The sequence below is a fragment of the Streptomyces sp. NPDC047014 genome, from assembly GCF_040644195.1.
In the GTDB taxonomy this organism is placed as follows: domain Bacteria; phylum Actinomycetota; class Actinomycetes; order Streptomycetales; family Streptomycetaceae; genus Streptomyces.
The window spans coordinates 1-19,809 of the sequence record NZ_JBEYVX010000044.1; the positions used below are offsets into that span (position 1 = coordinate 1).

Consider the following 19,809-nt stretch of genomic DNA (forward strand, 5'->3'; position numbering starts at 1 on the left):
CACTCTTACCCACCCCGAGGACCGACCTATCTGGTGGCCGGGCTGCACGCGGGGCGGGACGCGGGGCCGGGCGCCGGGCCGGACCCCGGCCGGACGCCCGGCCCGCGCTGACCGGGGCGCCTTCGGCGGACGGTAGCCTTGGCCCGTGCCCCGTCTCTCTGAAGTCATCGCCGCGCTGGACGCTCTCTGGCCCCCCTCGCGGGCCGAGCAGTGGGACGCGGTCGGAACCGTGTGCGGTGATCCCGAAGCCGAGATCACCCGGGTCCTCTTCGCCGTGGACCCCGTCCAGGAGATCGCCGACGAGGCCGTCTCCCTGGGCGCCGACCTGATCGTCACCCACCACCCCCTCTACCTGCGGGGGACCACCACCGTCGAGGCCGGCACCTTCAAGGGCCGCGTCGTGCACACGCTGATCAAGAACGACATCGCGCTGCACGTCGCCCACACCAACGCCGACACCGCCGACCCCGGCGTCTCCGACGCCCTCGCCGGCGCCCTGGACCTGCGCATCACCGGCCCGCTCGTGGCCGACCCGAGCGACCCCGAGGGCCGCCGCGGCCTCGGCCGGATCTGCGAGCTGGACCGGCCCGAGACCCTGCGCGAGTTCGCCGCCCGGTGCGCCGCCTGGCTGCCGCCGACCGCCCAGGGCATCCGCGTCGCCGGGGACCCGGACATGCTGATCCGCCGCGTCGCCGTCAGCGGCGGCTCCGGGGACAGCCTCTTCGCCGAGGTGCGCGCCGCGGGCGTGGACGCCTTCGTGACCTCCGACCTGCGCCACCACCCGGTGTCCGAGGCGCGCGAGCAGAGCCCGCTGGCGCTCGTCGACGCCGCGCACTGGGCGACCGAATGGCCCTGGTGCGAGCAGGCGGCGGCACAGCTCGACGCGATCTCCGAGCGCCATGGCTGGGGCCTGCGGACCCATGTCTCGCGCACGGTCACCGACCCCTGGACGGTGCACGCGCCGTCCGTCACTCCCTCTGCTGTCCCTGCTGTCCCTGCTATCCCTGCTATCCCTGGAGCCCCCAACTGAACGCCGAGCCCGCCGACCAGATCCGACTTCTCGACGTCCAGGCGCTGGACGTCCGGCTGTCTCAGCTCGCCCACAAGCGCAAGTCGCTGCCCGAGCACGCCGAGCTGGACTCCCTCACCAAGGACCTGAGCCAGCAGCGCGACCTGCTCGTCGCCGCCCAGACGCAGGCGAGCGACACGGCGCGCGAGCAGACGAAGGCGGAGCAGGACGTCGACCAGGTCCGCCAGCGCGCGGCCCGCGACCAGCAGCGGCTCGACTCCGGCGCGGGCATCTCGGCCCGGGACCTGGCGAACCTGCAGAGCGAGGTCGTCTCCCTCGCCAAGCGGCAGGGCGACCTGGAGGACGTGGTCCTGGAGGTCATGGAGCGCCTGGAGGCCGCCCAGGAGCGGGTCTCCGAGCTGACCGGCCGCGTCTCCGGCCTGGAGGCGAAGACGGCGGACGCGACCGAGCGGCGTGACGCGGCCACGGCCGAGATCGACGCCGAGGTCGCCAAGGTCACCAAGGACCGCGAGGTGATCGTCACCTCGATGCCGGCGGACCTGATGGCGCTGTACGAGAAGATCCGCGTCAAGCAGGGCGGGGTCGGGGCGGCGCGCCTCTACCAGCGGCGCTGCGAGGGCTGCCGGCTGGAGCTGGACATGGCCGAGGTCAACGAGATCAAGGCCGCGGCGCGCGACCAGGTCGTCCGGCACGAGAACTGCGGCCGCATCCTGGTCCGCACGGCCGACTCGGGCATCTGATGCCGGAGCCACGTTTTGTCGTCGAGGCGGACGGCGGGTCCCGGGGCAACCCGGGGCCGGCCGGCTACGGCGCGGTCGTCCTCGACCCGGCGTCGGGCGAGACACTGGCGGAGCGCGCCGAGTACATCGGCGTGGCGACGAACAACGTGGCGGAGTACAAGGGTCTGATCGCGGGCCTGACGGCGGCCCGCGAGCTCGCGCCGGACGCGGTGGTCCTGGTCCGGATGGACTCGAAGCTCGTCGTCGAGCAGATGTCGGGCCGCTGGAAGATCAAGCACCCGGACATGAAGCCCCTGGCGGCGGAGGCGGCCCGCATCCTCCCGCGTGCGCAGGTGACGTACGAGTGGATCCCGCGCGAGCGCAACAAGCACGCGGACCGCTTGGCGAACGAGGCGATGGACGCGGGCAAACGCGGCACCCAGTGGCAGCCACCGGCCCCGTCGGCCCCGCCGGTCCCCTCGCCCCCGCCGGGCGACGCGGCAGCGGGCGCGGCAGCGGCCCGCGCAGCCCTGGCCGCGGCCCGCGGCGCCACACCGGGGGGCGAAGCCCCCACCGAGCCCGACGCGGCTTCGGCCGCAGGGCCCGACACCCTCTCCCCGGAGCCCGGCTCCGAACCTGGCGCGGCCACGGCCGGTACGCCGGCCACTGTGGCGCCCGCGGGTGGGCAAGGGTGGGGCCCCGACATGGGGGCGCCTGCCACCTTTGTGCTGTTGCGGCACGGGGAGACGGCGCTCACGCCGCAGAAGCGGTTCTCCGGGAGTGGGGGGAGTGACCCCCAGCTGTCCGCGGCCGGGCGGCGGCAGGCGGCCGCCGTGGCCGAGGCGTTGGCCGCGCGGGGCACGATCCAGACCGTGCTCAGCTCACCGCTGCGCCGCTGCCGCGAGACCGCTCAGGCCGTCGCGGACCGGCTCGGACTCGGCGTGACCGTCGAAGAGGGTCTGCGCGAGGTGGACTTCGGGGCCTGGGAGGGCCTGACCTTCGGCGAGGTCCGGGACCGCTTCCCGGACGACCTCCAGGCATGGCTGGACTCCCCGGAGGCCGCCCCCACCGCCGGCGGCGAAAGCTTCGCGGCCGCCACCCGCCGGATCTCCGCCACCTGCGACCGGCTCCTGGCCGCGCACGCGGGCCGTACGGTCCTGCTCGTCACCCACGTGACCCCGGTCAAGATCCTGGTCCGCCTCGCCCTCGGCGCCCCACCGGAATCCCTGTTCCGCATGGAACTCTCGGCGGCGTCCCTCTCCGCGGTCTCCTACTACCGCGACGGCAACGCCTCCCTCCGCCTCCTGAACGACACCTCCCACCTGCGGTAGGGCCGTTACAGCCCGGCGGTGTCGATCTCGATGCCGAACGGCTCGGGGAGGGCGACGGGCGTGCCGAACGGATGCGGGCCCTCCTCCGTCGCGTACCCGTCGTGAACGGGCCCGGAGAACAGGGTCCAGGTCCCGTCGACGCGGTCCACGAGCAGGTGGAGCGGCACGCCGAACTGCCCGTACCGGCGACGCTTCTTGACCCGGTCGTCCGCCGCGTTCGACTCGGAGGTCACCTCCACCACGAGCAGCGCCTCGTCCACCGGCAGGGATGTGGCGCCCTTGGCGATCTCCTGCGGGACGATCGCGATATCGGGCAGGTACCAGTTCTCGGTACCCGGCAGGTCGAGGTTCCCCGAACCCTTGACGCACTTGAGCTCGCGGGCCCGGCGCGCGAGGCCGTCCCGGACGAGGTCCACGGTGTTCTCGTGGTCCCAGGTGGGAGCCATGATCTCGAATTCCCCCTCGACGAGCTGAGCGCGCACGCCGCTCTCGTTGAGCCGCTGGACGGCGAACTTCAGCGAGGTCTCCCGGTCGACGGGCAGGTACTCGCGGTGCCGGTGCTGTGCGGACATCGTGGGTGCTCCCAGGGGTCTACGCGGCGGGTACCGGTCAGGGGGAACGTACCGCCGACGGACGCGCGGCGGCGGTGCTTCCGAGCAACCGTAACCCGATCCGGGGACCCGGACGGGGAGGGAGAGGGAGGGCAGACGAGTCGGCCTGTACGCCGGGTTCTGTCGCCCGGGGACCTCGCGGTCGCCGGGGAGACGGCCATCCATCTAGGACCGGCGTTGCCGCCGGCCTCGTGCGGTCTACCCGCGAACTCGGGCGGGCAGCCCTCAAGCGTTCGCGCAGACCCGTCCGGGGACGGATCCTCTTGACCTTGCTCCGGGTGGGGTTTACCTAGCCGCCTGGGTCACCCCAGGCGCTGGTGGTCTCTTACACCACCGTTTCACCCTTACCGAGGGCCGAAGCCCCCGGCGGTCTGTTTTCTGTGGCACTGTCCCGCGGGTCACCCCGGGTGGGCGTTACCCACCACCCTGCCCTGTGGAGCCCGGACGTTCCTCGGCGGGATCCGAGGATCCCGACGCGGCCGCCCGGCCGACTCGTCTGCCGTGGGGGACATGTTACCCGCCCGGCGTGAGCCGCTGATCCCGCGGTCCCTCGGTCCCCCGGCCCTCGCGCCTGCGGGGATCACGCCGGCGTGAAGAGGATTTTCGCCGTGCCCGGGTCCGCCTCCGTCAGGCGGACCCGGATGCGCTCGCCCAGGGGGAGGTCGCCGTCGTCCGAGTGGATGCGGCCGATCACCGCCGGGTCCGTGAGGTGGACCGTGCCCGCCCGGGGCTCGCGGTCCTTCACGTCGATCACCGTGGCCTCGAAGGTCTCCCCGACGCGGTCCTTGAGTACGGCCGCCTCCACGAGGTCCACCGACTCCCGCTCCACCGTGTTCGCCAGCCGGCTCCCCTCCGCCATCCGCTCCGGCAGCCCGGCGAGGCCCGCCACCGCCCATTCCGGCGGCTCCGTACCCGCGGCCGCCGCCACGCACAGCTCCCCGGCGTACCGGTCGACGAGCCGGCGCAGCGGCGCCGTGCAGTGGGCGTACGGGGCCGCCACCGCGGAATGGATCGCCGGGTCGGGGGTCTCGCCGCCGGTGAAGACGGTGTAGCCGGCGCCGCGCAGCAGGGCCGTGCACTCCTGGAGGAAGGCGGCGTGGGCGGGCCGGTGCGGATCGAGGGAGCGGACGAGTTCCGCGTACGGGACATGGTGCGGCCAGTCGATCCGCAGGGCCGCCGCCGTGCGCCGGAGCCGGCCGACGGCCCCGTCGGGGGCGGTGGGCAGGGTCCGCAGGATGCCGGTGCCGGTGGCCAGCATGAGATCGGCGGCGGCCATGCCGGTCAGCAGGGACAGCTGTGCGTTCCAGCCGTCGGCGGGCAGCGGGGCGCGGTAGGAGAGGCGGTAGGTGCCGTCCTGCTCGACGACCTCCTGTTCGGGCACGTCGAGGGAGATGCCGCCGCGCTCGCGCTCCAGGGCCTCCCGCAGCCGGCCGATGTCCGCCAGCAGGGCGAGGGGTTCCCCGGCGGCGCCGGTGCCGGTGCCGGTGTCGACGGCCTTCTGCACGCCCTCGTAGTCGAGCTTGGCCCGGCTGCGCACGAGGGCGCGGCGGACGTCGGCGGTCTCGACCCGGCCGTCGGCGTCCAGGTCGAAGCGCCACAGCAGGGCCGGCCGGTCCTGGCCGGGCAGCAGGCTGGCGGCGCCCTCGGAGAGCACGGGCGGGTGCAGCGGGATCCGGCCGTCGGGGAAGTACAGGGTCATCACGCGGCGGTGGGCCTCGGCGTCGAGCGGGCCGCCGGGGGCGACGAAGGCGGCCACGTCGGCGATGGCGTAGTGCACGCGGTAGCCGCCGGAGGCCCGCCGCGCCAGGTGCATGGCCTGGTCCAGGTCGACGGAGGCGGGCGGGTCGACGGTGAAGAGCGGCAGGTCGGTGCGGTCCAGGTCCGGCAGCCGGGGGCGGGCGGTGGCCCGCTCGGCCTCGGCCAGCACCTCGGGCGGGAACCCGGCGGGCACCCCCAGCTCCTCCCGCAGCGCGCGCAGCGCGGCCCGCAGGGCGGTCCCGTCCGCGCCGGTCATGTGCATCTGACGCCGTGGCATGGACCGAGCCTAGAGGCGACGGGGCCGGAGGGCGCGGCGGGACGTCTACCCTGGGCCGGGGGCCGCACCCCCGCGCCGTGCCGTACCGAAGGAGAACCACCGTGCTCGTGCTGCTGCCGCCCTCCGAGGGAAAGGCCGCCGGGGGCTCCGGCGCCCCGCTGGAGCCGGCCGAGCTGTCGCTGCCCGGTCTGGCCGCGGCCCGCGCGACCGTCCTGGCGGAGCTGGTCGACCTGTGCGCGGGGGACGAGCTCAAGGCCCGTGAGGTGCTGGGGCTGAGCGAGGGGCTGCGCGGCGAGGTCGCCAAGAACGCGGAGCTGCGCTCGGCGGGGGCCCGCCCGGCGGGGGAGATCTACACGGGCGTGCTCTACGACGCCCTGGACCTGGCCGGTCTGCCCGCGGCGGCCCGGACGGCCGCCGAGGAGGCGCTGCTCGTCTTCTCGGGGCTGTGGGGCGCGGTGCGGATCACCGACCGGATCCCCTCCTACCGCTGCTCGATGGGCGTGAAGCTGCCCGCGCTGGGCGCGCTCGGCGCGTACTGGCGGGCGCCGATGGCGGAGGTGCTGCCCGAGGCGGCCGGGGACGGGCTGGTGTTGGACCTGCGCTCGGCGGCGTACGCGACGGCGTGGAAGCCGAAGGGCGAGGTGGCGGGCCGCACCGCGACCGTACGGGTGCTGCACTCCCAGATGGTGGACGGCGTCGAGAAGCGCTCCGTCGTCAGCCACTTCAACAAGGCCACGAAGGGCCGCCTGGTACGGGACCTGCTGGTGGCGGGCGCGGCTCCGGCCGGTCCGGCCGAGCTGGTGACGGCCCTGCGGGACCTGGGCTACGTGGTCGAGGCCGAGGCCCCCGCGAAGGCGGGCCGGGCCTGGTCGCTCGACGTGGTCGTGACGCAGATCCACCACTGAGACAGGTCCACCACTGAGGCGGATCCGCTCCTGACGGCCTGCGGTGGCCGGGGCGCGCCCCGGCCACGGGGTCGGTACCCCCGGCCCACCGGGTCAGTGCCGCCCGAGGGGCCAGGCCACCGCGTCCGGGCTCCGCTCCGCGGTGTCCGCGTACTGGGCGCAGGCGTCGGTGAGGGTTTCGAGCAGGGTGAGCGGGTCCGGCAGGGGGTGTTCCATGCCGCGGATCCACCGCACCGCGTGGTCACCGGGGAGGGCGGCGGGCGGCAGCAGCACATAGCTGCCGCGGCAGTGCCAGCGCAGGCCCGGGTGCTCGTCCATGGTCTCGGGGTGGCAGTCCAGGGCGCAGGGCCACCACTCGTCCTCGTCCTCGGGGGTGCCGCGGGTGGCGGTGAAGAAGAGCATGCGGGCCTGGTCGCCGGTGCCGCCCGATTCGGCGACGGGGCCGACCTTGATGCCGGCGAGGAGGAGGCGGTCGAGGGCGTCGGTGCCGGCTTCGAGGGGGACGTCGAGCACGTCGTGGACCATGCCGGTCGCGGTGATGAAGTTGGCCTGGGGCTGGTTGCGGGCCCAGCGCTCGATCTGCGCGCGGTCGGTGGTCGACTGGGTCTGCCAGGCGAAGGAGACCGGATGCCGGGCCGGGGTGGGACAGCCGATGCGGTCGCACGAACATCGGTATCCGGCCGGATGGGCGGCGGGGGCGATCGGCAGCCCGGCGGCGGCCACGGCCAGGAGGAGTTCCTCGCGCTCGCCCGCGGGGTCTTCGGCGGCGGGTTTGCGCCGCCGGCGCAGCCACTGGGAGATCCTGCTCTGCTCGCCGCGCTCGGCGCGGCCGGATTCAGACCCCATCTATCCCCTCACCTCACCGTTGCCCGGCAGACCTTCACATGGTCCCACCATCCTGAGCCCCGGGTGACCGCTCCCGAGGACTGGGGGGCGGGGGAGGGCCGGGGCGGAACCACCGCAAAGGTGAGGAAGCAGGGCATACGGTCCCGGGTGAACGCCGGTGGTCCGGCGCCTAGCGGGCGGTGACGTTTGCCACCCCGCCCAGCACCCGGTCCACGAGCGCGTCGGTGAAGGCGTGGGTCAGCGGGCCCGTGCGCAGCAGCCAGCGGTAGGTCAGCGGGCCGAGCAGCATCTCGACCGTCAGCCGCAGATCGGTGTCGGGGGCGAGCCGGCCGGCCTCGCGGGCGGCCCGCAGCCGCTCCTCGTACAGGGCGAGCTGCGGCTCCAGTACCCGTTCGGTGAACTGGGCGCCCAGCTCGGGATCGGTGGCCCCGGCGGCCGTGAGGGCGCGCGCGGAGGCCGCGTACTTCTCGTCGGTGAACTCGTCGACCGTGGCCCGCAGGACGTACTTGAGGTCGGCCGCGAGGTCCCCGGTGTCCGGGAAGCCGGTCCACTCCGCCTCCGCCTCGGCCTCCCCGGCGAGGGCGAGCGAGGCGTCGAGCAGGACGGCCGCCTTGGAGGGCCACCAGCGGTAGATGGTCTGCTTGCCGACGCCGGCGCGGGCGGCGATGGCCTCGATGGTCAGCTTGTTGTAGCCGACCTCCCCGACCAGGGCGAGCGCGGCGTCCAGGATGGCGCGGCGGGAGCGGTCGCTGCGGCGGGTGGCGTCAGGGGTCTTCGTCATGCCCCGAACATAGCAAAGCGAGACGTCTCGTCTCCTCTCGCCCTGTCATGCGGGCTTCCGCGAAACCACCCCATCGGTCCACTGTGTTGTCCTGGTTCCGGAGAGACGATTCTCTTCAGAACTCGACCCGAGTCGTGAAAGTCGTGAGGAGCCTTCTTTGCGCAGAGACGCCACACCCCGGCGCTACCTGATGTGCCCACCCGCACACTTCAAGGTCACGTACTCCATCAACCCGTGGATGGACCCCACGAAACCGGTGGACCTGCCCCTCGCACTCGCCCAGTGGGAGGACCTGAGGGACCGCTACCGCGCCCTCGGCCACACCGTCGACACCCTCGAACCGGACCCCGCCCTGCCCGACATGGTCTTCGCGGCGAACGGCGCGCTGGTCGTCGACGGCCGGGTCCTCGGGGCCCGCTTCGCCTACCCCGAGCGCACCGGCGAGGCCGAACGGCACCTCGCGTGGTTCCGCGCGAACGGCTACCGCGACATCCACGAACCGGCCCACATCAACGAGGGCGAGGGCGACTTCGCCGTCACGGCCAGCTGGATCCTGGCCGGCCGGGGCTTCCGCTCCAGCCCGCTCTCGCACGACGAGGCCCAGGAGTTCTTCGGCCGCCCCGTCATCGGGCTCGACCTGGTCGACCCGCGCTACTACCACCTGGACACCGCGCTCAGCGTCCTCGACGGCGACGAGGTCATGTACTACCCCGACGCCTTCTCCCCGGGCAGCCAGGGCGTGCTCAAGCGGCTGTTCCCCGACGCGCTGATCGCCGGCGCCGACGACGCGGCCGCCCTCGGCCTCAACGCGGTCTCCGACGGCCGGCACGTGCTGCTCCCGCAGGCGGCGACCGGTCTGCTGGCGCCGCTGCGCGACCGCGGCTTCGAGCCGGTCCCGATGGACCTCGGGGAACTGCTCAAGGGCGGCGGCAGCGTGAAGTGCTGCACCCAGGAGCTGCGCCCCTAGCGGCTCAGGCCGCCAGCGGCCCGGGCCCCTGGTGGCTCAGGCCCCCAGCGGCTCAGGCCCCTGGTGGCTCAGTCCCCGGAGGGCGGCGGCCAGGCCATGCCCCAGTCGGCGTCCCGCGCGGCCTTGTACAGGTCGCCGTGGCGCTTGGTCACACTGACCCGGGTCAGGCCCGAGCCCTCGCCCTCCGCGGGACCGCACAGCTCCAGCAGGACCAGCCCCTTCCGGATCTGCGGCCTGCGCGTGATCCGGGAGGCGGCCGGCTCCACCGGGAAGCGGGTCGCGGCCACGTAGCTGAACTTCTCGTCCTCGTACGGCAGGGAGCCGCCCTTGACCTGCCGGTGCAGGGAGGACCGGCTGACCCGCGCCGAGAAGTGGCACCAGTCCCGCCCCTCCTCGATCGGGCAGGCCCTGTCGTGCGGGCAGGGCGCGGCCACCCGCATCCCGGCCGCGATCAGCTGCTCCCGGGCCTCGCGGATGCGCAGGTACCCCTCCGGCGTGCCCGGCTCCACGAGCACCACCGCCCGGCCCGCCCGCGCCGCCTCGGCGACGACGGCCGTACGGGCCTGCGGGGTCAGCTCCCCGAGGACGTACGAGACGGTCACCAGGTCGGCCTCGGGCACGGCCAGTCCCGCGCCGATGACGGCCCGCCGCCACTCGGCGCCGCGCAGCACCGCCGAGCCGGAGGCCGCGGCCAGTTCCCGGCCCAGGGCGAGCGCGGGCTCGGCCCAGTCCAGCACGGTGGTCTCCCGCGGGCCGTCCCAGGTGGCGTCCACCGCCCAGGTCGCGGCGCCCGTACCGCCGCCCACGTCCACGTGCGAGGCAGGGGACCAGCCCGGGGCGGCCTCCACGAGCCCGTCCAGGGCGGCCCGGACGGCCTCGAAGGTCGCGGGCATCCGGTACGCGGCGTACGCGGCGACGTCGGAGCGGTCGCGCAGGACGGGCGCGTCGGTCGGGGTCCGCCCCCGGTAGTTGGCGATCAGCCGCTCGACTGCGGCCGCGGCCTGCTTGGGCGGCAGCCCGTCGAGCAGGCCGCCCAGCGTGCTGCGGAGGGTGTCGGCGGAGGTGGGGACGGAGACGTTCACCCGCCGATTTTACGGCCGGGAGCGGCCTGCGCCTCCCGCTGCCGCCAGGGCCGGCACAGGCCCAGGAAGCAGCTGATCGACAGCACCGCGCACGCCAGCTGCACCAGGGCCATCGGTACGGCCGTGTCCTCGCCCGCGATCCCCACCAGCGGCGAGGCGATCGCGCCGATCAGGAAGGAGGAGGTGCCGAGCAGCGCGGAGGCCGACCCGGCGGCGTGCGGGGTGCGCATCAGGGCCTGCGCGTTGGTGTTCGGCAGCACCACGCCCATCGCGGACATCAGCACGAACAGCGCGGCGGCCACGGGCGCCAGCCCGACCTCGCCGAAGACCCCCGTCGACATCAGCAGCAGCGACACCGCCGCCGAGAAGACCACCGCGAGCCCGAGGCCCAGCACCTTGTCCAGGCGCACCCGGCCCACCAGCAGCTTGCCGTTGATCTGGCCGACGAGGATCAGCCCGACCGAGTTGAGCCCGAAGAGCAGGGCGAACGCCTGCGGCGAAGCCCCGTAGATCTCCTGGATCACGAACGGGGAGGCGGAGATGTAGGAGAAGAGCACGGCGAAGGCGAAGCCGCCGGTCAGGGTGTAGCCGGTGAAGACGCGGTCGCCCAGCAGCCCGCGCATGGTCCGCAGCGCGGAGCCGACGCCTCCGGTGTGCCGGCGCTCGGGCGGCAGGGTCTCCCCGAGCCCGCGCCAGACCGTGAGGGTGAGCACGGCGCCGACCACGGTGAGGACGAGGAAGACGCCCCGCCAGTCGGAGAAGCGCAGCACCTGCCCGCCGATCAGCGGGGCGACGATCGGGGCGGCGCCCGAGATGAGCATCAGGGTGGAGAAGAACCGCGCCATCTCGTCGCCGTCGTACAGATCGCGTACGACGGCCCGCGCGATGACGACCCCGGCGGATCCGGCCAGGCCCTGGAGCAGCCGGAAGGAGATCAGCAGCTCGGCGCTGGGTGCGAACGCGCACAGGGCGGTGGCGAGCACGTAGACGGCCATGCCGAAGAGCAGCGGCCGGCGGCGGCCCCACCGGTCGCTCATCGGGCCGATGACCAGCTGGCCCAGCGCCATACCGGCCAGGCAGGCGGTCAGGGTGAGCTGGATGGTCGCGGCGGGGCTGTGCAGGGCGTCGGTGACCTGCGGCAGGGCCGGCAGGTACATGTCCATGGACAGCGGCGGGAGGGCGGTCAGCCCGCCGAGTATGAAAGTGACCAGCAGCCCGGTGCGCCGGGCCGCTTTCAGGGGCGCCGAAGGGGCGGAAGCGGAGGGCGAACCGGGCGACGAGCCCTGCGAGGGAGCCGCCGCGGGACCTCTCTCCGACATACGGGACTCCACTCTTCTCATCTGCTCATACGCACCCTTGACCGCCCCATGCTCTCAGCAATCGGAACGTCCGGGGACCGGAGCGCCCTGTGACGTACCCTGCGGCCCCATGGACGAACCTACGAAGAAGATCGCCGTGGTGACCGGCGCCGGCTCCGGAATCGGCCGCTCGGTGGCCCTCACGCTGGCCGCCGCCGGATGGGCCGTGGCCGTGGCGGGCCGCCGCACCGGCCCCCTGGAGGAGACCGCCGCCGCGGCCGGACCGGAGGCTGACGTGCTGTGCGTCCGGGCGGACGTCGCGGACCCGCGGGAGGTCACTGGACTGTTCGAGTCGGTCCACGCCCGCCACGGCCGCCTCGACCTGCTCTTCAACAACGCGGGCACCTTCGGCCCCGGCGGTGTCGCCTTGGAGGACCTGAGCTACGAGGCGTGGCGCTCGGTGGTCGACGTCAACCTCACGGGCGCCTTCCTCTGCGCGCAGGCCGCCTTCCGGCAGATGAAGCGGCAGGACCCGCAGGGCGGCCGCATCATCAACAACGGCTCCATCTCCGCGCACGTGCCGCGCCCGCACTCCGTCGCCTACACCGCGACCAAGCACGCGATGACGGGCCTGACGAAGTCCCTGTCGCTGGACGGGCGGCCGTACCGCATCGCCTGCGGCCAGATCGACATCGGCAACGCGGCCACCGAGATGACCGAGCGCATGACGACGGGCATCCTCCAGGCCAACGGGCAGCTGGCGGTGGAGCCGGTGATGGACGCGGCCGACGTGGCCCGCACGGTGCTGCACATGGCGGAACTCCCGCTGGAGGCGAACGTGCAGTTCGCCACGGTGATGGCCACCGCGATGCCGTACATCGGGCGGGGCTGAGCCGGGTCCCGGCCGGGCGGCCCCGGGGCCGGGCCCGGCGGATCTCCGTTGCCACCGCGCGCGCCGGGCGCCGATCATGGCCGCATGACCGACACCGAGGTACTGCGCTACACCGCGTTCTCCGGCGACCCGGACGGCGGCAACCCCGCCGGGGTCGTCCTCGACGCGACCGGGCTGGACGAGGCCGCCATGCTCGGGATCGCCGCCGGGCTCGGCTACAGCGAGACGGCCTTCCTGACCGCCCCGCCCGAAGGGCTCGGCGGCACCGAGGGCCGCTCCTTCACCGTGCGCTACTTCAGCCCCAGGGCGGAGGTCCCCTTCTGCGGGCACGCCACCGTCGCCACCGCCGTCGCCCTGGCCGAGCGGACCGGTCCGGGCGAGCTGCTGTTCGCCACCCGCGCGGGCACGGTCCCGGTCTCCGTCACCGCCGAGGGCGGCCGTACGTGGGCCACGCTGACCAGCGTCGTCCCGCACACCGAGGAGATCGGCCCGGCCGACCTGGCCGAGGCCCTGGCCGCGCTGGACTGGCCGCCCGCCGGTCTCGACCCGGCGTTCCCGCCGCGCATCGCCTACGCCGGGGCCCGCCACCTGGTGCTCGGCGCGGCCACCCGGGCCCGGCTCGCCGCCCTGGACTACGACTTCGCCCGCCTGGAGGCCCTGATGCGGCGCCTGGACCTCACCACCGTCCAGCTGGTGCACCGGGCGGGCCCGGCGGAGTTCCACGTCCGCGACCCCTTCCCCGTCGGCGGGGTCGTGGAGGACCCCGCGACCGGCGCCGCGGCCGCCGCCTTCGGCGCGTACGCCCGGGAGGCCGGGCTCGTGCCCGAGGAGGCCGTACTGACCCTGCACCAGGGCGAGGACATGGGGCGGCCCGGCCTGCTCACGGTCACCCTGCGCGCGGACGACCCCCGCGTCCGGGTCTCCGGCGAGGCGGTCCGGATCCCGTGAGCGCGGCCCACGGCCCGCGTGTGCTCGCCTTCGCCGAGGCCGAGGTGCCCGCACCGCTGGCCGCGCAGGTCGCCGCCCTGGAGGCGGAGGCATGGCCGGGCTCGGCCCCCGGGCACGATCCGGCGCTGGCGCCGCGCAGCCTGCTGCTCACCGACCCGGCGGGCACGGTCCTCGCCGCGCTGTCCCTGCTGCACAAGGAGATCCGCCTCGGCGGGCGGAGCCACCGGGCGGCCGGGCTCAGCTCCGTCGTCACCCGGGCCGCGGTCCGCGGGCGGGGCCACGGCGGGCGGCTGGTGGCGGCGGCCCGCGCCGTACTGGCCGCCGACGGGGCCGTGGACCTCGCGCTGTTCAGCTGCGACCGGCCCCTGGCCCCCTTCTACACCGCGGCCGGCTTCGCCCCGCTGCCCGGCACGGTCCTGGTCGGCGGCACGCCGGAGGAGCCGCTGGCCACCGACGCCCCGGGCTTCGACAAGGTGGTGCTCGCCGCCTTCTTCACCGACAGCCCGGACCACCGGGCCCGGACGGCCTTCACCGGGGTCCGTGTTCCTCTGCACCCGGGGGCCGTCGACCGGCTGTGGTGACCTGCCCCGCGAAGAACAGCACCAGCACGGGCACCAGGTACACCACCCACACCACGACCTGGAGGACTGTCGGGTCGGGCTGGAAGTTGAGGACGCCCTTGAGGAGGGTCCCGTACCAGCTGTCCGGCGGGATGGTCTCGCTCACGTCGAAGGCTTTGTTCCCCAGGCCCCCCAGGAACCGGGCCTCCTGGAGGTCATGGACCCCGTACGCGAGCACGCCCGCGGCCACGACCACGAGCATCGCGCCCGTCCAGCGGAAGAACTTCGCCAGGTTGATGCGCAGGGCGCCCCGGTAGAAGAGGTAGCCCAGCACGATCGCCGTCCCGATGCCCAGCAGTACGCCGATCAGCGGCGCCGAGGAGCCCTCACCGCTGGCCCGGACCGACGCCCACACGAACAGCGCCGTCTCCAGGCCCTCCCGGCCCACGGCCAGGAACGCGGTGGCCACCAGCGCGCCCGTGCCCATGGCGAGGGCGGTGTCCAGCCGGCCGTGCAGCTCGGCCTTGAGATGCCGCGCGGTGCGCTTCATCCAGAAGACCATCCAGGTCACCAGGCCCACCGAGACGATCGACAGGCCGCCGCCGATCAGCTCCTGCGCCTCGAAGGTCAGCTCCTGCGTACCGAATTCGAGCAGCGCGCCGAAGGCCAGCGAGAGCGCGCAGGCGATCCCGATGCCCAGCCACACCGGACGCAGGGCGTCCCGGCGCTCGGTCTTCACCAGGTAGGCGACGAGGATGCAGACGACCAGGCTGGCCTCCAGGCCCTCGCGCAGGCCGATCAGATAATTGCCGAACACGGCGTTCTTCCCCTCCGGAGGACACTCACGCGAACAGCGTCCGGCCCCACCAGTCGTCCTTGTCGCGGACGCCCGGCGGGACGGCGAAGACGGCCGAACCCACGTGCTGGATGTATTCGTTGAGGACGTCCGACTTGGCCAGGCTGCGCTGGACCGGGAGGAAGCCCGTGCGGATGTCACGCTGGTAGGCGAGGAAGAACAGGCCCGCGTCGAGGCGGCCCAGGCCGTCCGTGCCGTCGGTGAAGGAGTAACCGCGGCGCAGGATCGTCGCACCGTTGTTGCTGTCGGGATGCGCGAGGCGGACGTGCGCCTCCGGCTTCATCGCCTTGAGGAAGGGCTCGTCGCGCTCCTTGGACTTGCCCACGGGGGCGCCCTCGCCCTTGTCGCGGCCGAAGATGTCCTCCTGCTCGCGCAGCGAGGTGCGGTCCCAGGTCTCGATGTTCATCCGGATGCGGCGCGCCACCAGGTAGGAGCCGCCGGTCATCCAGTCGCTGCCGTCGCCCGCGCCCACCCAGACGTGCTGGTCGAGAGCCGCCCGGTCGGTGCCCGAGATGTTCCGGGTGCCGTCCTTGAAGCCCATCATGTTGCGCGGGGTCTGCTCGTCCGGGGTGGTCGAGGAGGTCTTGCCGAAGCCGAGCTGCGACCAGCGCATGGCGACCCGGCCGAAGCCGATACGGGCCAGCTGCCGGACGGCGTGCACGGCCACCTGCGGGTCGTCCGCGCACGCCTGGACGCACAGGTCCCCGCCGGAGCGGGCCGGGTCCAGGTTGTCCCCGGGGAACAGCTCCAGGTCCACCAGCGCCCCGGGGCGCCGGCCCTCCAGCCCGAAGCGGTCCCGGGCGAAGAGACCGGGGCCGAAGCCGAGGGTCAGGGTGAGCCGTGACGCCTTGAGGCCGAGGGCTTCGCCGGTGTCGGTGGGCGGGGCCTCCGGCAGGCCCTCGTACGCGTCACCGACCGGCAGGCCCGCCGTCAGCAGGCGGGCCGCCGCCGTCCACTCCTTGAGCAGCCGGACCAGCTCCGCGCGGTCCTTCGTCTTCACGTCGAAGGCCGCGAAGTGCAGCCGGTCCTGCACGGCGCTCGCGATACCGGCCTGGTGCTCGCCGTGGAAGGGCACCGCCGACCCGGCCGCGGCCGCGGAGACGATGTCCGGGCCGCCGCCGAAGGCCACCGAGGCCCCACCGGCCGCGGCGGCGCCGAGCGCGAGCCCGGCCCCGCCCCAGCCCAGCACGGCGCGCCGCGAGGGGGCGGCGCCCTGCTGGCGGGGCTCCTGCGGGTCCTGCGGGTCCCGCGGGTCCTGCGGTTCCTGCGCCGCCGTGTCCGAGCCGGTCATCGTGGGCCTCCGCGCTGTTTCCGTTCCGCCGTTACTTCGAGACCGCGGCGGCGAGCTTGGAGAGCGGCTCGGCGAGCGCGTTGACGCCGTCCGACAGTTCCTTGCGCTCCGCCTCGCCGACCTTGTCGTACGAGGTGAACTCGTAGGAGGTCTTGTCGGTGCGGTACTTGTCCAGCAGCGTGTTCAGCGCCGCGAACTGGGTGTCGAGCTGCTTGGACAGCTCCGGGTCGTTCTTCGAGGCGATCGGCTTCAGCAGCTCGTACGCCTTCTGCGCGCCCTCCACATTGGCCTTGAAGTCCACCAGGTCGGTGTGGGAGTAACGCTCCTCCTCACCGGTGACCTTGCCGGTGGCGACCTCGTCCAGCAGCTCCTTGGCGCCGTTGGCGATGGAGGTCGGGGTGATCTCCGCCTGGCCGACCTTCTTCTGCCAGTCGGTCAGGTCCGCGATCAGGGTGTCCGCGAGCTTCTTGTCCGTGTCGTCGATCTTGTTGTCGGCCCACAGGGACTTCTCCAGGCGGTGCCAGCCCGTCCAGTCCTTCGCCGGGTCCTGGCCGGCCTCCAGGCCGTCCTCGCGGACGTCGACCTTCGGGTCGATGTCGCCGAAGGACTCCGCGACCGGCTCGGTGCGCTCCCAGCCGATGCGGGAGGGGGCGTACGCCTTCTTCGCGGCCTCGATGTCACCGGCCTTGACGGCGTCCGCGAACGCCTGCGCCTTCGGCAGGGTCTCCTCGGCCTGGGCGACCACGTAGGCGCGGTAGGCGGCGACCGCCGCGTCCATCTCGGGGCTGCGCTTCTCGCCGCCGCCCTGGCCGGTGGCCTTGACCTTCTGGGCGAAGCCCTCGCCCTTCATGCCGGGCTTGCAGACGATCTCGTAGTCGCCGGCCTTGATCTCGGCGGTGATGGACGCCTTGGTGCCGGGGCCGATGTTCTCGCGCTCGGTCACGATGCGGGCGTCCGGGAAGAGGACGTAGACCTCGGTGACCTTGGCGCCCTTGTTCTCGACGTCGAGCTGCACCTTGCCCGCGGGGAACTCGGTCTTCGAGACCTCGCAGGCGCTGTCGGAGGCCGCCACCTTGATCGCGCCGTCGGATCCCGCGTCGCTCTTCTGGGAGCAGGCGGTGACGACGGTCAGTGCGGCCGCCACGGAGGCGGCAGCGACGGTGAGGCGGGCGGGGCGCATGGCGGGCTCCTGGACGTCGGGCGTCGGCCCTCCCAAGGGGGAGAGGTCGGTGAGGCTGACCTAACTTAACCGAGGCTTACCTCTCCCATACCCCGCCGTGCAGTGATTCAGCTCGCACCTTTCGGCGGGGGACACGGGGCCGTCACGGGTGCTCCACGGCGCCCTCAAGGCGGGGTCAAGAACGGGTCAAATGCGGACTCATTTCCGCATGGCGGAAGTCGAGGTGGGGGTGGGCGGGGCGAGTGGGGCGGGTGGGGCGAGCGGGACAGGTCGCGGGCCTGGCTACGCGCCACCGCGTACGGGGACCACCAGCGGGGCCCCGGTCCGGGGGTGCGGCAGCACCTCCACCGGCTGCCGGTACACCCGGCTCAGCAGCGCGTCCCGGAACACCTCGGCCGGAGGGCCGTCCGCCGCGATCCGGCCGCCGTGCAGGACGGCCGCCCGGTCGGCGTAGGCGGCGGCCAGCCCCAGGTCGTGCAGGACGACGACCACCGCGTCCCCCGCCTCCGCCCGCTCACGGCACAGCCGCAGCACGAGCTCCTGATGGCGCAGGTCCAGGGCGGCGGTCGGTTCGTCCAGCAGGAGCAGCGGGGCCCGCTGGGCCAGGACGCGGGCCAGCGCCACCCGGGCGCGTTCGCCGCCGGAGAGCGCGGAGAAGGGGCGCGCGGCGAACTCGGTGACCTCGGCGGCGGCCATGGCGGAGGCCACGGCCTCCTCGTCGGACTCGGCCAGGGGGGTACCGGCCCAGGGCGCGCGGCCCATCCGTACGACGTCCTCCACCGGGAAGGGGAAGGACAGCTGGGCGGCCTGGGGCAGGACGGCGCGGCGCAGCGCGAGGTCCGGGGCGCTCCAGTCGGTCACCGGGCGGCCGTCCACGCGTACCTCGCCGGAGGTGGCGGGCAGGTCGGCGGCGAGGGCGCCGAGCAGGGTGGACTTGCCGGCGCCGTTCGGGCCGACCAGGGCCAGTACCTCGCCGGCGCGGGCGGTGAGCGCGATCCCGGTCAGGACCTCGCGCTGCCCGAGCCGGACGTGCAGGTCCACGGCCTCGGCGAGGGCCGCGCCGGGGGCGGGGCGGCCGGGGACGGTCCGGCGGCGGCGGGAGAGCAGGCGGGTGAAGGGGCCGGGGGTTTCGGTGGTGCTGGTGATGTCGGCGGTGGGGCTGGTGGGGCTGGTGGGGCTGCCGGTGGTGGGGGTCACGCCCAGCCTCCTTGCTTGCGGCGGGTGCGACGCAGCAGCCAGAAGAAGAACGGGCTGCCGATGAGGGCGGTGAGCACCCCGAGGGGAAGCTCGGCCGGCTGGGCGAGCGTACGGGCGGCCAGGTCTCCCGCGACCAGGACCACGGCACCGGCCAGCGCGCTGCCCGGGACCAGGAAGCGGTGGCCGGGGCCGTTGGCCATGCGCAGCAGGTGCGGGACGAGCAGGCCGATGAAGGTGATGACACCGGCCACGGCCACGGCGGCGGCGGTGAGCAGCGCGACGACCAGGATCAGGGCGAGGCGCAGCCGTTCGACGTCGACACCGAGGTGGCGGGCGGGGCGTTCGCCGAGGGAGAGCAGGTCCAGGCGGCGGGCGTAGAGGGGGGCGGCGAGCAGGCCGGCGAGGGCGCAGGGGAGTACGGCGAGCACCTTGGGCCAGGTGGCCTGGGCGAGGGAGCCGAGCTGCCAGAAGGTGATCTGGTTGACCTGCCCGCTGTCGGCGAAGAAGACGAACAGGCCGATGAGGGCGCCGGCGAAGGCGTTGACGGCGATGCCGGTGAGGATGAGCGTGACGACCTCCGTCCGCCCGCCGTTGCGGGAGAGGAGGTAGACGGCGCTGACCGTGATGAGGCCGGCGATGAACGCGCAGGCGGTGACGGTCCAGTTGCCGAAGAAGGTGAGGCCGAGGCCGATGGCGGCGACCGCGCCGACGGCGGCGCCGGCCGAGATGCCGATGACGCCGGGCTCGGCGAGGGGGTTGCCGAAGACGCCCTGCATGAGCGCGCCGGCGCAGCCGAGGCTCGCGCCGACGAGCAGGGCGAGCACGACGCGGGGGAGGCGTACGTTCCACAGCACGCTCTCGCCGACGCGGTCCAGGGGGGCGCCGCCCAGGCCGAGGTGGTGCTGGAGGGAGGCGAGGACGTCGGTGGTGGGGATGTGGTAGGCGCCGATTCCTGCGGAGAGCAGGGCGAGGAGGAGCAGGGCGGCGATGAGGGCGGTGGTGAGGAGGGCGGCGCGGCCGCCTGGCTTTCCGCCTGCCCGGCCGCCTGCCCGGCCGCCTGCGGCGGGCTTGGCCGTGTGCTTCGGCGCGGGCGGTTCGGCTGCGGGCGGCTCGGCTTCGGTGGGGCCGGGCGCGCGCCGGGGCGTCTCCTCGGGCGCCGAACGGGACTCGGGGCCGGCCGGTGCGGCGGTGGTGCGTTCGGCGCCCTGCGGGGAGCGCCCCGGCACACACCCGGCCCCGGGTCCCGTTTCCGGCGCGGGCGTGGTCGAGGTGATGTCCAC

General features: G+C 74.1%; 19 protein-coding genes and 1 other RNA gene. 8 read left to right on the forward strand and 12 right to left on the reverse strand.

Features of this window, described 5'->3' with window-relative positions:
* The first annotated feature begins 145 nt into the window (after nucleotides 1-145).
* Genes ABZ873_RS22120 through ABZ873_RS22130 form a run of 3 tightly spaced genes read left to right on the forward strand, consistent with a single transcriptional unit; the run spans nucleotide 146 to nucleotide 3,080 of the window.
* Nucleotides 146-1,030: a Nif3-like dinuclear metal center hexameric protein gene (locus ABZ873_RS22120; protein ID WP_360874712.1), complete on the forward strand. Its 885-nt coding sequence runs from the start codon at nucleotides 146-148 to the stop codon at nucleotides 1,028-1,030.
* A complete protein-coding gene (locus tag ABZ873_RS22125; protein WP_360874824.1) occupies nucleotides 1,027-1,770 on the forward strand; it encodes a C4-type zinc ribbon domain-containing protein in 744 nt (247 codons plus the stop codon). The genes ABZ873_RS22120 and ABZ873_RS22125 overlap by 4 nt, the downstream gene beginning before the upstream one ends.
* Entirely contained in the window at nucleotides 1,770-3,080 is a 1,311-nt protein-coding gene (locus tag ABZ873_RS22130; protein ID WP_360874716.1) for a bifunctional RNase H/acid phosphatase, read from the forward strand. Before ABZ873_RS22125 ends, ABZ873_RS22130 begins: the two co-directional genes overlap by 1 nt.
* Nucleotides 3,081-3,085: 5 nt before the next feature.
* On the opposite strand, the gene ABZ873_RS22135 is transcribed toward ABZ873_RS22130, so the two are convergent.
* The 3 genes from ABZ873_RS22135 to ABZ873_RS22145 all read right to left on the reverse strand — a co-directional run bounded on the left by ABZ873_RS22135 (nucleotide 3,086) and on the right by ABZ873_RS22145 (nucleotide 5,726).
* The gene (locus ABZ873_RS22135) at nucleotides 3,086-3,652 is read right to left on the reverse strand and encodes a Uma2 family endonuclease (protein ID WP_360874718.1); all 567 of its coding nucleotides are present in this window, start codon (nucleotides 3,650-3,652) and stop codon (nucleotides 3,086-3,088) included.
* A 132-nt stretch (nucleotides 3,653-3,784) separates the two neighbouring features.
* Nucleotides 3,785-4,186, reverse strand: an RNA gene (gene rnpB, locus ABZ873_RS22140) — RNase P RNA component class A.
* Nucleotides 4,187-4,271: 85 nt separating this feature from the next.
* The gene (locus ABZ873_RS22145) at nucleotides 4,272-5,726 is read right to left on the reverse strand and encodes an RNB domain-containing ribonuclease (protein ID WP_360874721.1); all 1,455 of its coding nucleotides are present in this window, start codon (nucleotides 5,724-5,726) and stop codon (nucleotides 4,272-4,274) included.
* Nucleotides 5,727-5,827: 101 nt separating this feature from the next.
* On the opposite strand from ABZ873_RS22145, the gene yaaA reads away from it, so the two are divergent.
* The gene (yaaA, locus tag ABZ873_RS22150; RefSeq protein ID WP_360874724.1) at nucleotides 5,828-6,631 is read left to right on the forward strand and encodes a peroxide stress protein YaaA; all 804 of its coding nucleotides are present in this window, start codon (nucleotides 5,828-5,830) and stop codon (nucleotides 6,629-6,631) included.
* A gap of 93 nt (nucleotides 6,632-6,724) precedes the next feature.
* Here yaaA and ABZ873_RS22155 read toward each other — a convergent pair whose 3' ends face one another.
* Entirely contained in the window at nucleotides 6,725-7,477 is a 753-nt protein-coding gene (locus ABZ873_RS22155; protein ID WP_360874727.1) for a bifunctional DNA primase/polymerase, read from the reverse strand.
* 169 nt (nucleotides 7,478-7,646) lie between these two features.
* Nucleotides 7,647-8,258 (reverse strand): TetR/AcrR family transcriptional regulator, encoded by a 612-nt coding sequence (locus ABZ873_RS22160; RefSeq protein WP_360874730.1) that lies wholly within the window; start codon nucleotides 8,256-8,258, stop codon nucleotides 7,647-7,649.
* Between the two features lie 91 nt (nucleotides 8,259-8,349).
* Here ABZ873_RS22160 and ddaH point away from each other — a divergent pair, with 91 nt between their 5' ends.
* Nucleotides 8,350-9,225: a dimethylargininase gene (ddaH, locus tag ABZ873_RS22165; protein WP_360874827.1), complete on the forward strand. Its 876-nt coding sequence runs from the start codon at nucleotides 8,350-8,352 to the stop codon at nucleotides 9,223-9,225.
* Nucleotides 9,226-9,293: 68 nt separating this feature from the next.
* On the opposite strand, the gene ABZ873_RS22170 is transcribed toward ddaH, so the two are convergent.
* Nucleotides 9,294-10,307, reverse strand: coding sequence for a small ribosomal subunit Rsm22 family protein (locus ABZ873_RS22170; protein WP_360874733.1), 1,014 nt, complete (start codon nucleotides 10,305-10,307; stop codon nucleotides 9,294-9,296).
* Complete coding sequence (locus ABZ873_RS22175; protein WP_360874736.1) at nucleotides 10,304-11,626, reverse strand: Bcr/CflA family multidrug efflux MFS transporter; 1,323 nt, start codon at nucleotides 11,624-11,626, stop codon at nucleotides 10,304-10,306. The genes ABZ873_RS22170 and ABZ873_RS22175 overlap by 4 nt, the downstream gene beginning before the upstream one ends.
* 109 nt (nucleotides 11,627-11,735) lie before the next feature.
* Between ABZ873_RS22175 and ABZ873_RS22180 the strand changes: the two genes are divergently transcribed.
* The 3 genes from ABZ873_RS22180 to ABZ873_RS22190 all read left to right on the forward strand — a co-directional run bounded on the left by ABZ873_RS22180 (nucleotide 11,736) and on the right by ABZ873_RS22190 (nucleotide 14,026).
* Nucleotides 11,736-12,497 carry an SDR family oxidoreductase gene (locus ABZ873_RS22180; protein WP_360874739.1) on the forward strand — a complete coding sequence of 254 codons (762 nt, stop codon included), beginning with the start codon at nucleotides 11,736-11,738 and terminating at the stop codon, nucleotides 12,495-12,497.
* Between the two features lie 84 nt (nucleotides 12,498-12,581).
* Complete coding sequence (locus ABZ873_RS22185) at nucleotides 12,582-13,445, forward strand: PhzF family phenazine biosynthesis isomerase (RefSeq protein ID WP_360874742.1); 864 nt, start codon at nucleotides 12,582-12,584, stop codon at nucleotides 13,443-13,445.
* Nucleotides 13,442-14,026 (forward strand): GNAT family N-acetyltransferase, encoded by a 585-nt coding sequence (locus tag ABZ873_RS22190; RefSeq protein WP_360874744.1) that lies wholly within the window; start codon nucleotides 13,442-13,444, stop codon nucleotides 14,024-14,026. Before ABZ873_RS22185 ends, ABZ873_RS22190 begins: the two co-directional genes overlap by 4 nt.
* Here ABZ873_RS22190 and efeU read toward each other — a convergent pair.
* The 5 genes from efeU to ABZ873_RS22215 all read right to left on the reverse strand — a co-directional run bounded on the left by efeU (nucleotide 13,974) and on the right by ABZ873_RS22215 (nucleotide 19,809).
* Entirely contained in the window at nucleotides 13,974-14,822 is an 849-nt protein-coding gene (gene efeU, locus ABZ873_RS22195; RefSeq protein WP_360874747.1) for an iron uptake transporter permease EfeU, read from the reverse strand. The genes ABZ873_RS22190 and efeU overlap by 53 nt on opposite strands.
* Before the next feature lie 25 nt (nucleotides 14,823-14,847).
* Nucleotides 14,848-16,152 carry an iron uptake transporter deferrochelatase/peroxidase subunit gene (efeB, locus tag ABZ873_RS22200; protein ID WP_360874750.1) on the reverse strand — a complete coding sequence of 435 codons (1,305 nt, stop codon included), beginning with the start codon at nucleotides 16,150-16,152 and terminating at the stop codon, nucleotides 14,848-14,850.
* Nucleotides 16,153-16,183: 31 nt separating this feature from the next.
* On the reverse strand, nucleotides 16,184-17,332 hold the full coding sequence (gene efeO, locus ABZ873_RS22205; protein WP_360874753.1) for an iron uptake system protein EfeO: 1,149 nt from the start codon (nucleotides 17,330-17,332) through the stop codon (nucleotides 16,184-16,186).
* Nucleotides 17,333-17,614: 282 nt separating this feature from the next.
* A complete protein-coding gene (locus ABZ873_RS22210) occupies nucleotides 17,615-18,439 on the reverse strand; it encodes a heme ABC transporter ATP-binding protein (RefSeq protein WP_360874830.1) in 825 nt (274 codons plus the stop codon).
* A gap of 86 nt (nucleotides 18,440-18,525) precedes the next feature.
* A complete protein-coding gene (locus ABZ873_RS22215; RefSeq protein WP_360874756.1) occupies nucleotides 18,526-19,809 on the reverse strand; it encodes an iron ABC transporter permease in 1,284 nt (427 codons plus the stop codon).

Bases quoted from the DNA above. Each gene is read 5' to 3' on its own strand.
- efeO (WP_360874753.1), bottom strand. From the start codon at position 17,332: ATGCGCCCCGCCCGCCTCACCGTCGCTGCCGCCTCCGTGGCGGCCGCA.
- ABZ873_RS22175 (WP_360874736.1), bottom strand. From the start codon at position 11,626: ATGTCGGAGAGAGGTCCCGCGGCGGCTCCCTCGCAGGGCTCGTCGCCC.
- ABZ873_RS22135 (WP_360874718.1), bottom strand. From the start codon at position 3,652: ATGTCCGCACAGCACCGGCACCGCGAGTACCTGCCCGTCGACCGGGAG.
- ABZ873_RS22155 (WP_360874727.1), bottom strand. From the start codon at position 7,477: ATGGGGTCTGAATCCGGCCGCGCCGAGCGCGGCGAGCAGAGCAGGATC.
- ABZ873_RS22185 (WP_360874742.1), top strand. From the start codon at position 12,582: ATGACCGACACCGAGGTACTGCGCTACACCGCGTTCTCCGGCGACCCG.
- ABZ873_RS22145 (WP_360874721.1), bottom strand. From the start codon at position 5,726: ATGCCACGGCGTCAGATGCACATGACCGGCGCGGACGGGACCGCCCTG.
- ABZ873_RS22130 (WP_360874716.1), top strand. From the start codon at position 1,770: ATGCCGGAGCCACGTTTTGTCGTCGAGGCGGACGGCGGGTCCCGGGGC.
- efeB (WP_360874750.1), bottom strand. From the start codon at position 16,152: ATGACCGGCTCGGACACGGCGGCGCAGGAACCGCAGGACCCGCGGGAC.
- ABZ873_RS22160 (WP_360874730.1), bottom strand. From the start codon at position 8,258: ATGACGAAGACCCCTGACGCCACCCGCCGCAGCGACCGCTCCCGCCGC.
- ABZ873_RS22180 (WP_360874739.1), top strand. From the start codon at position 11,736: ATGGACGAACCTACGAAGAAGATCGCCGTGGTGACCGGCGCCGGCTCC.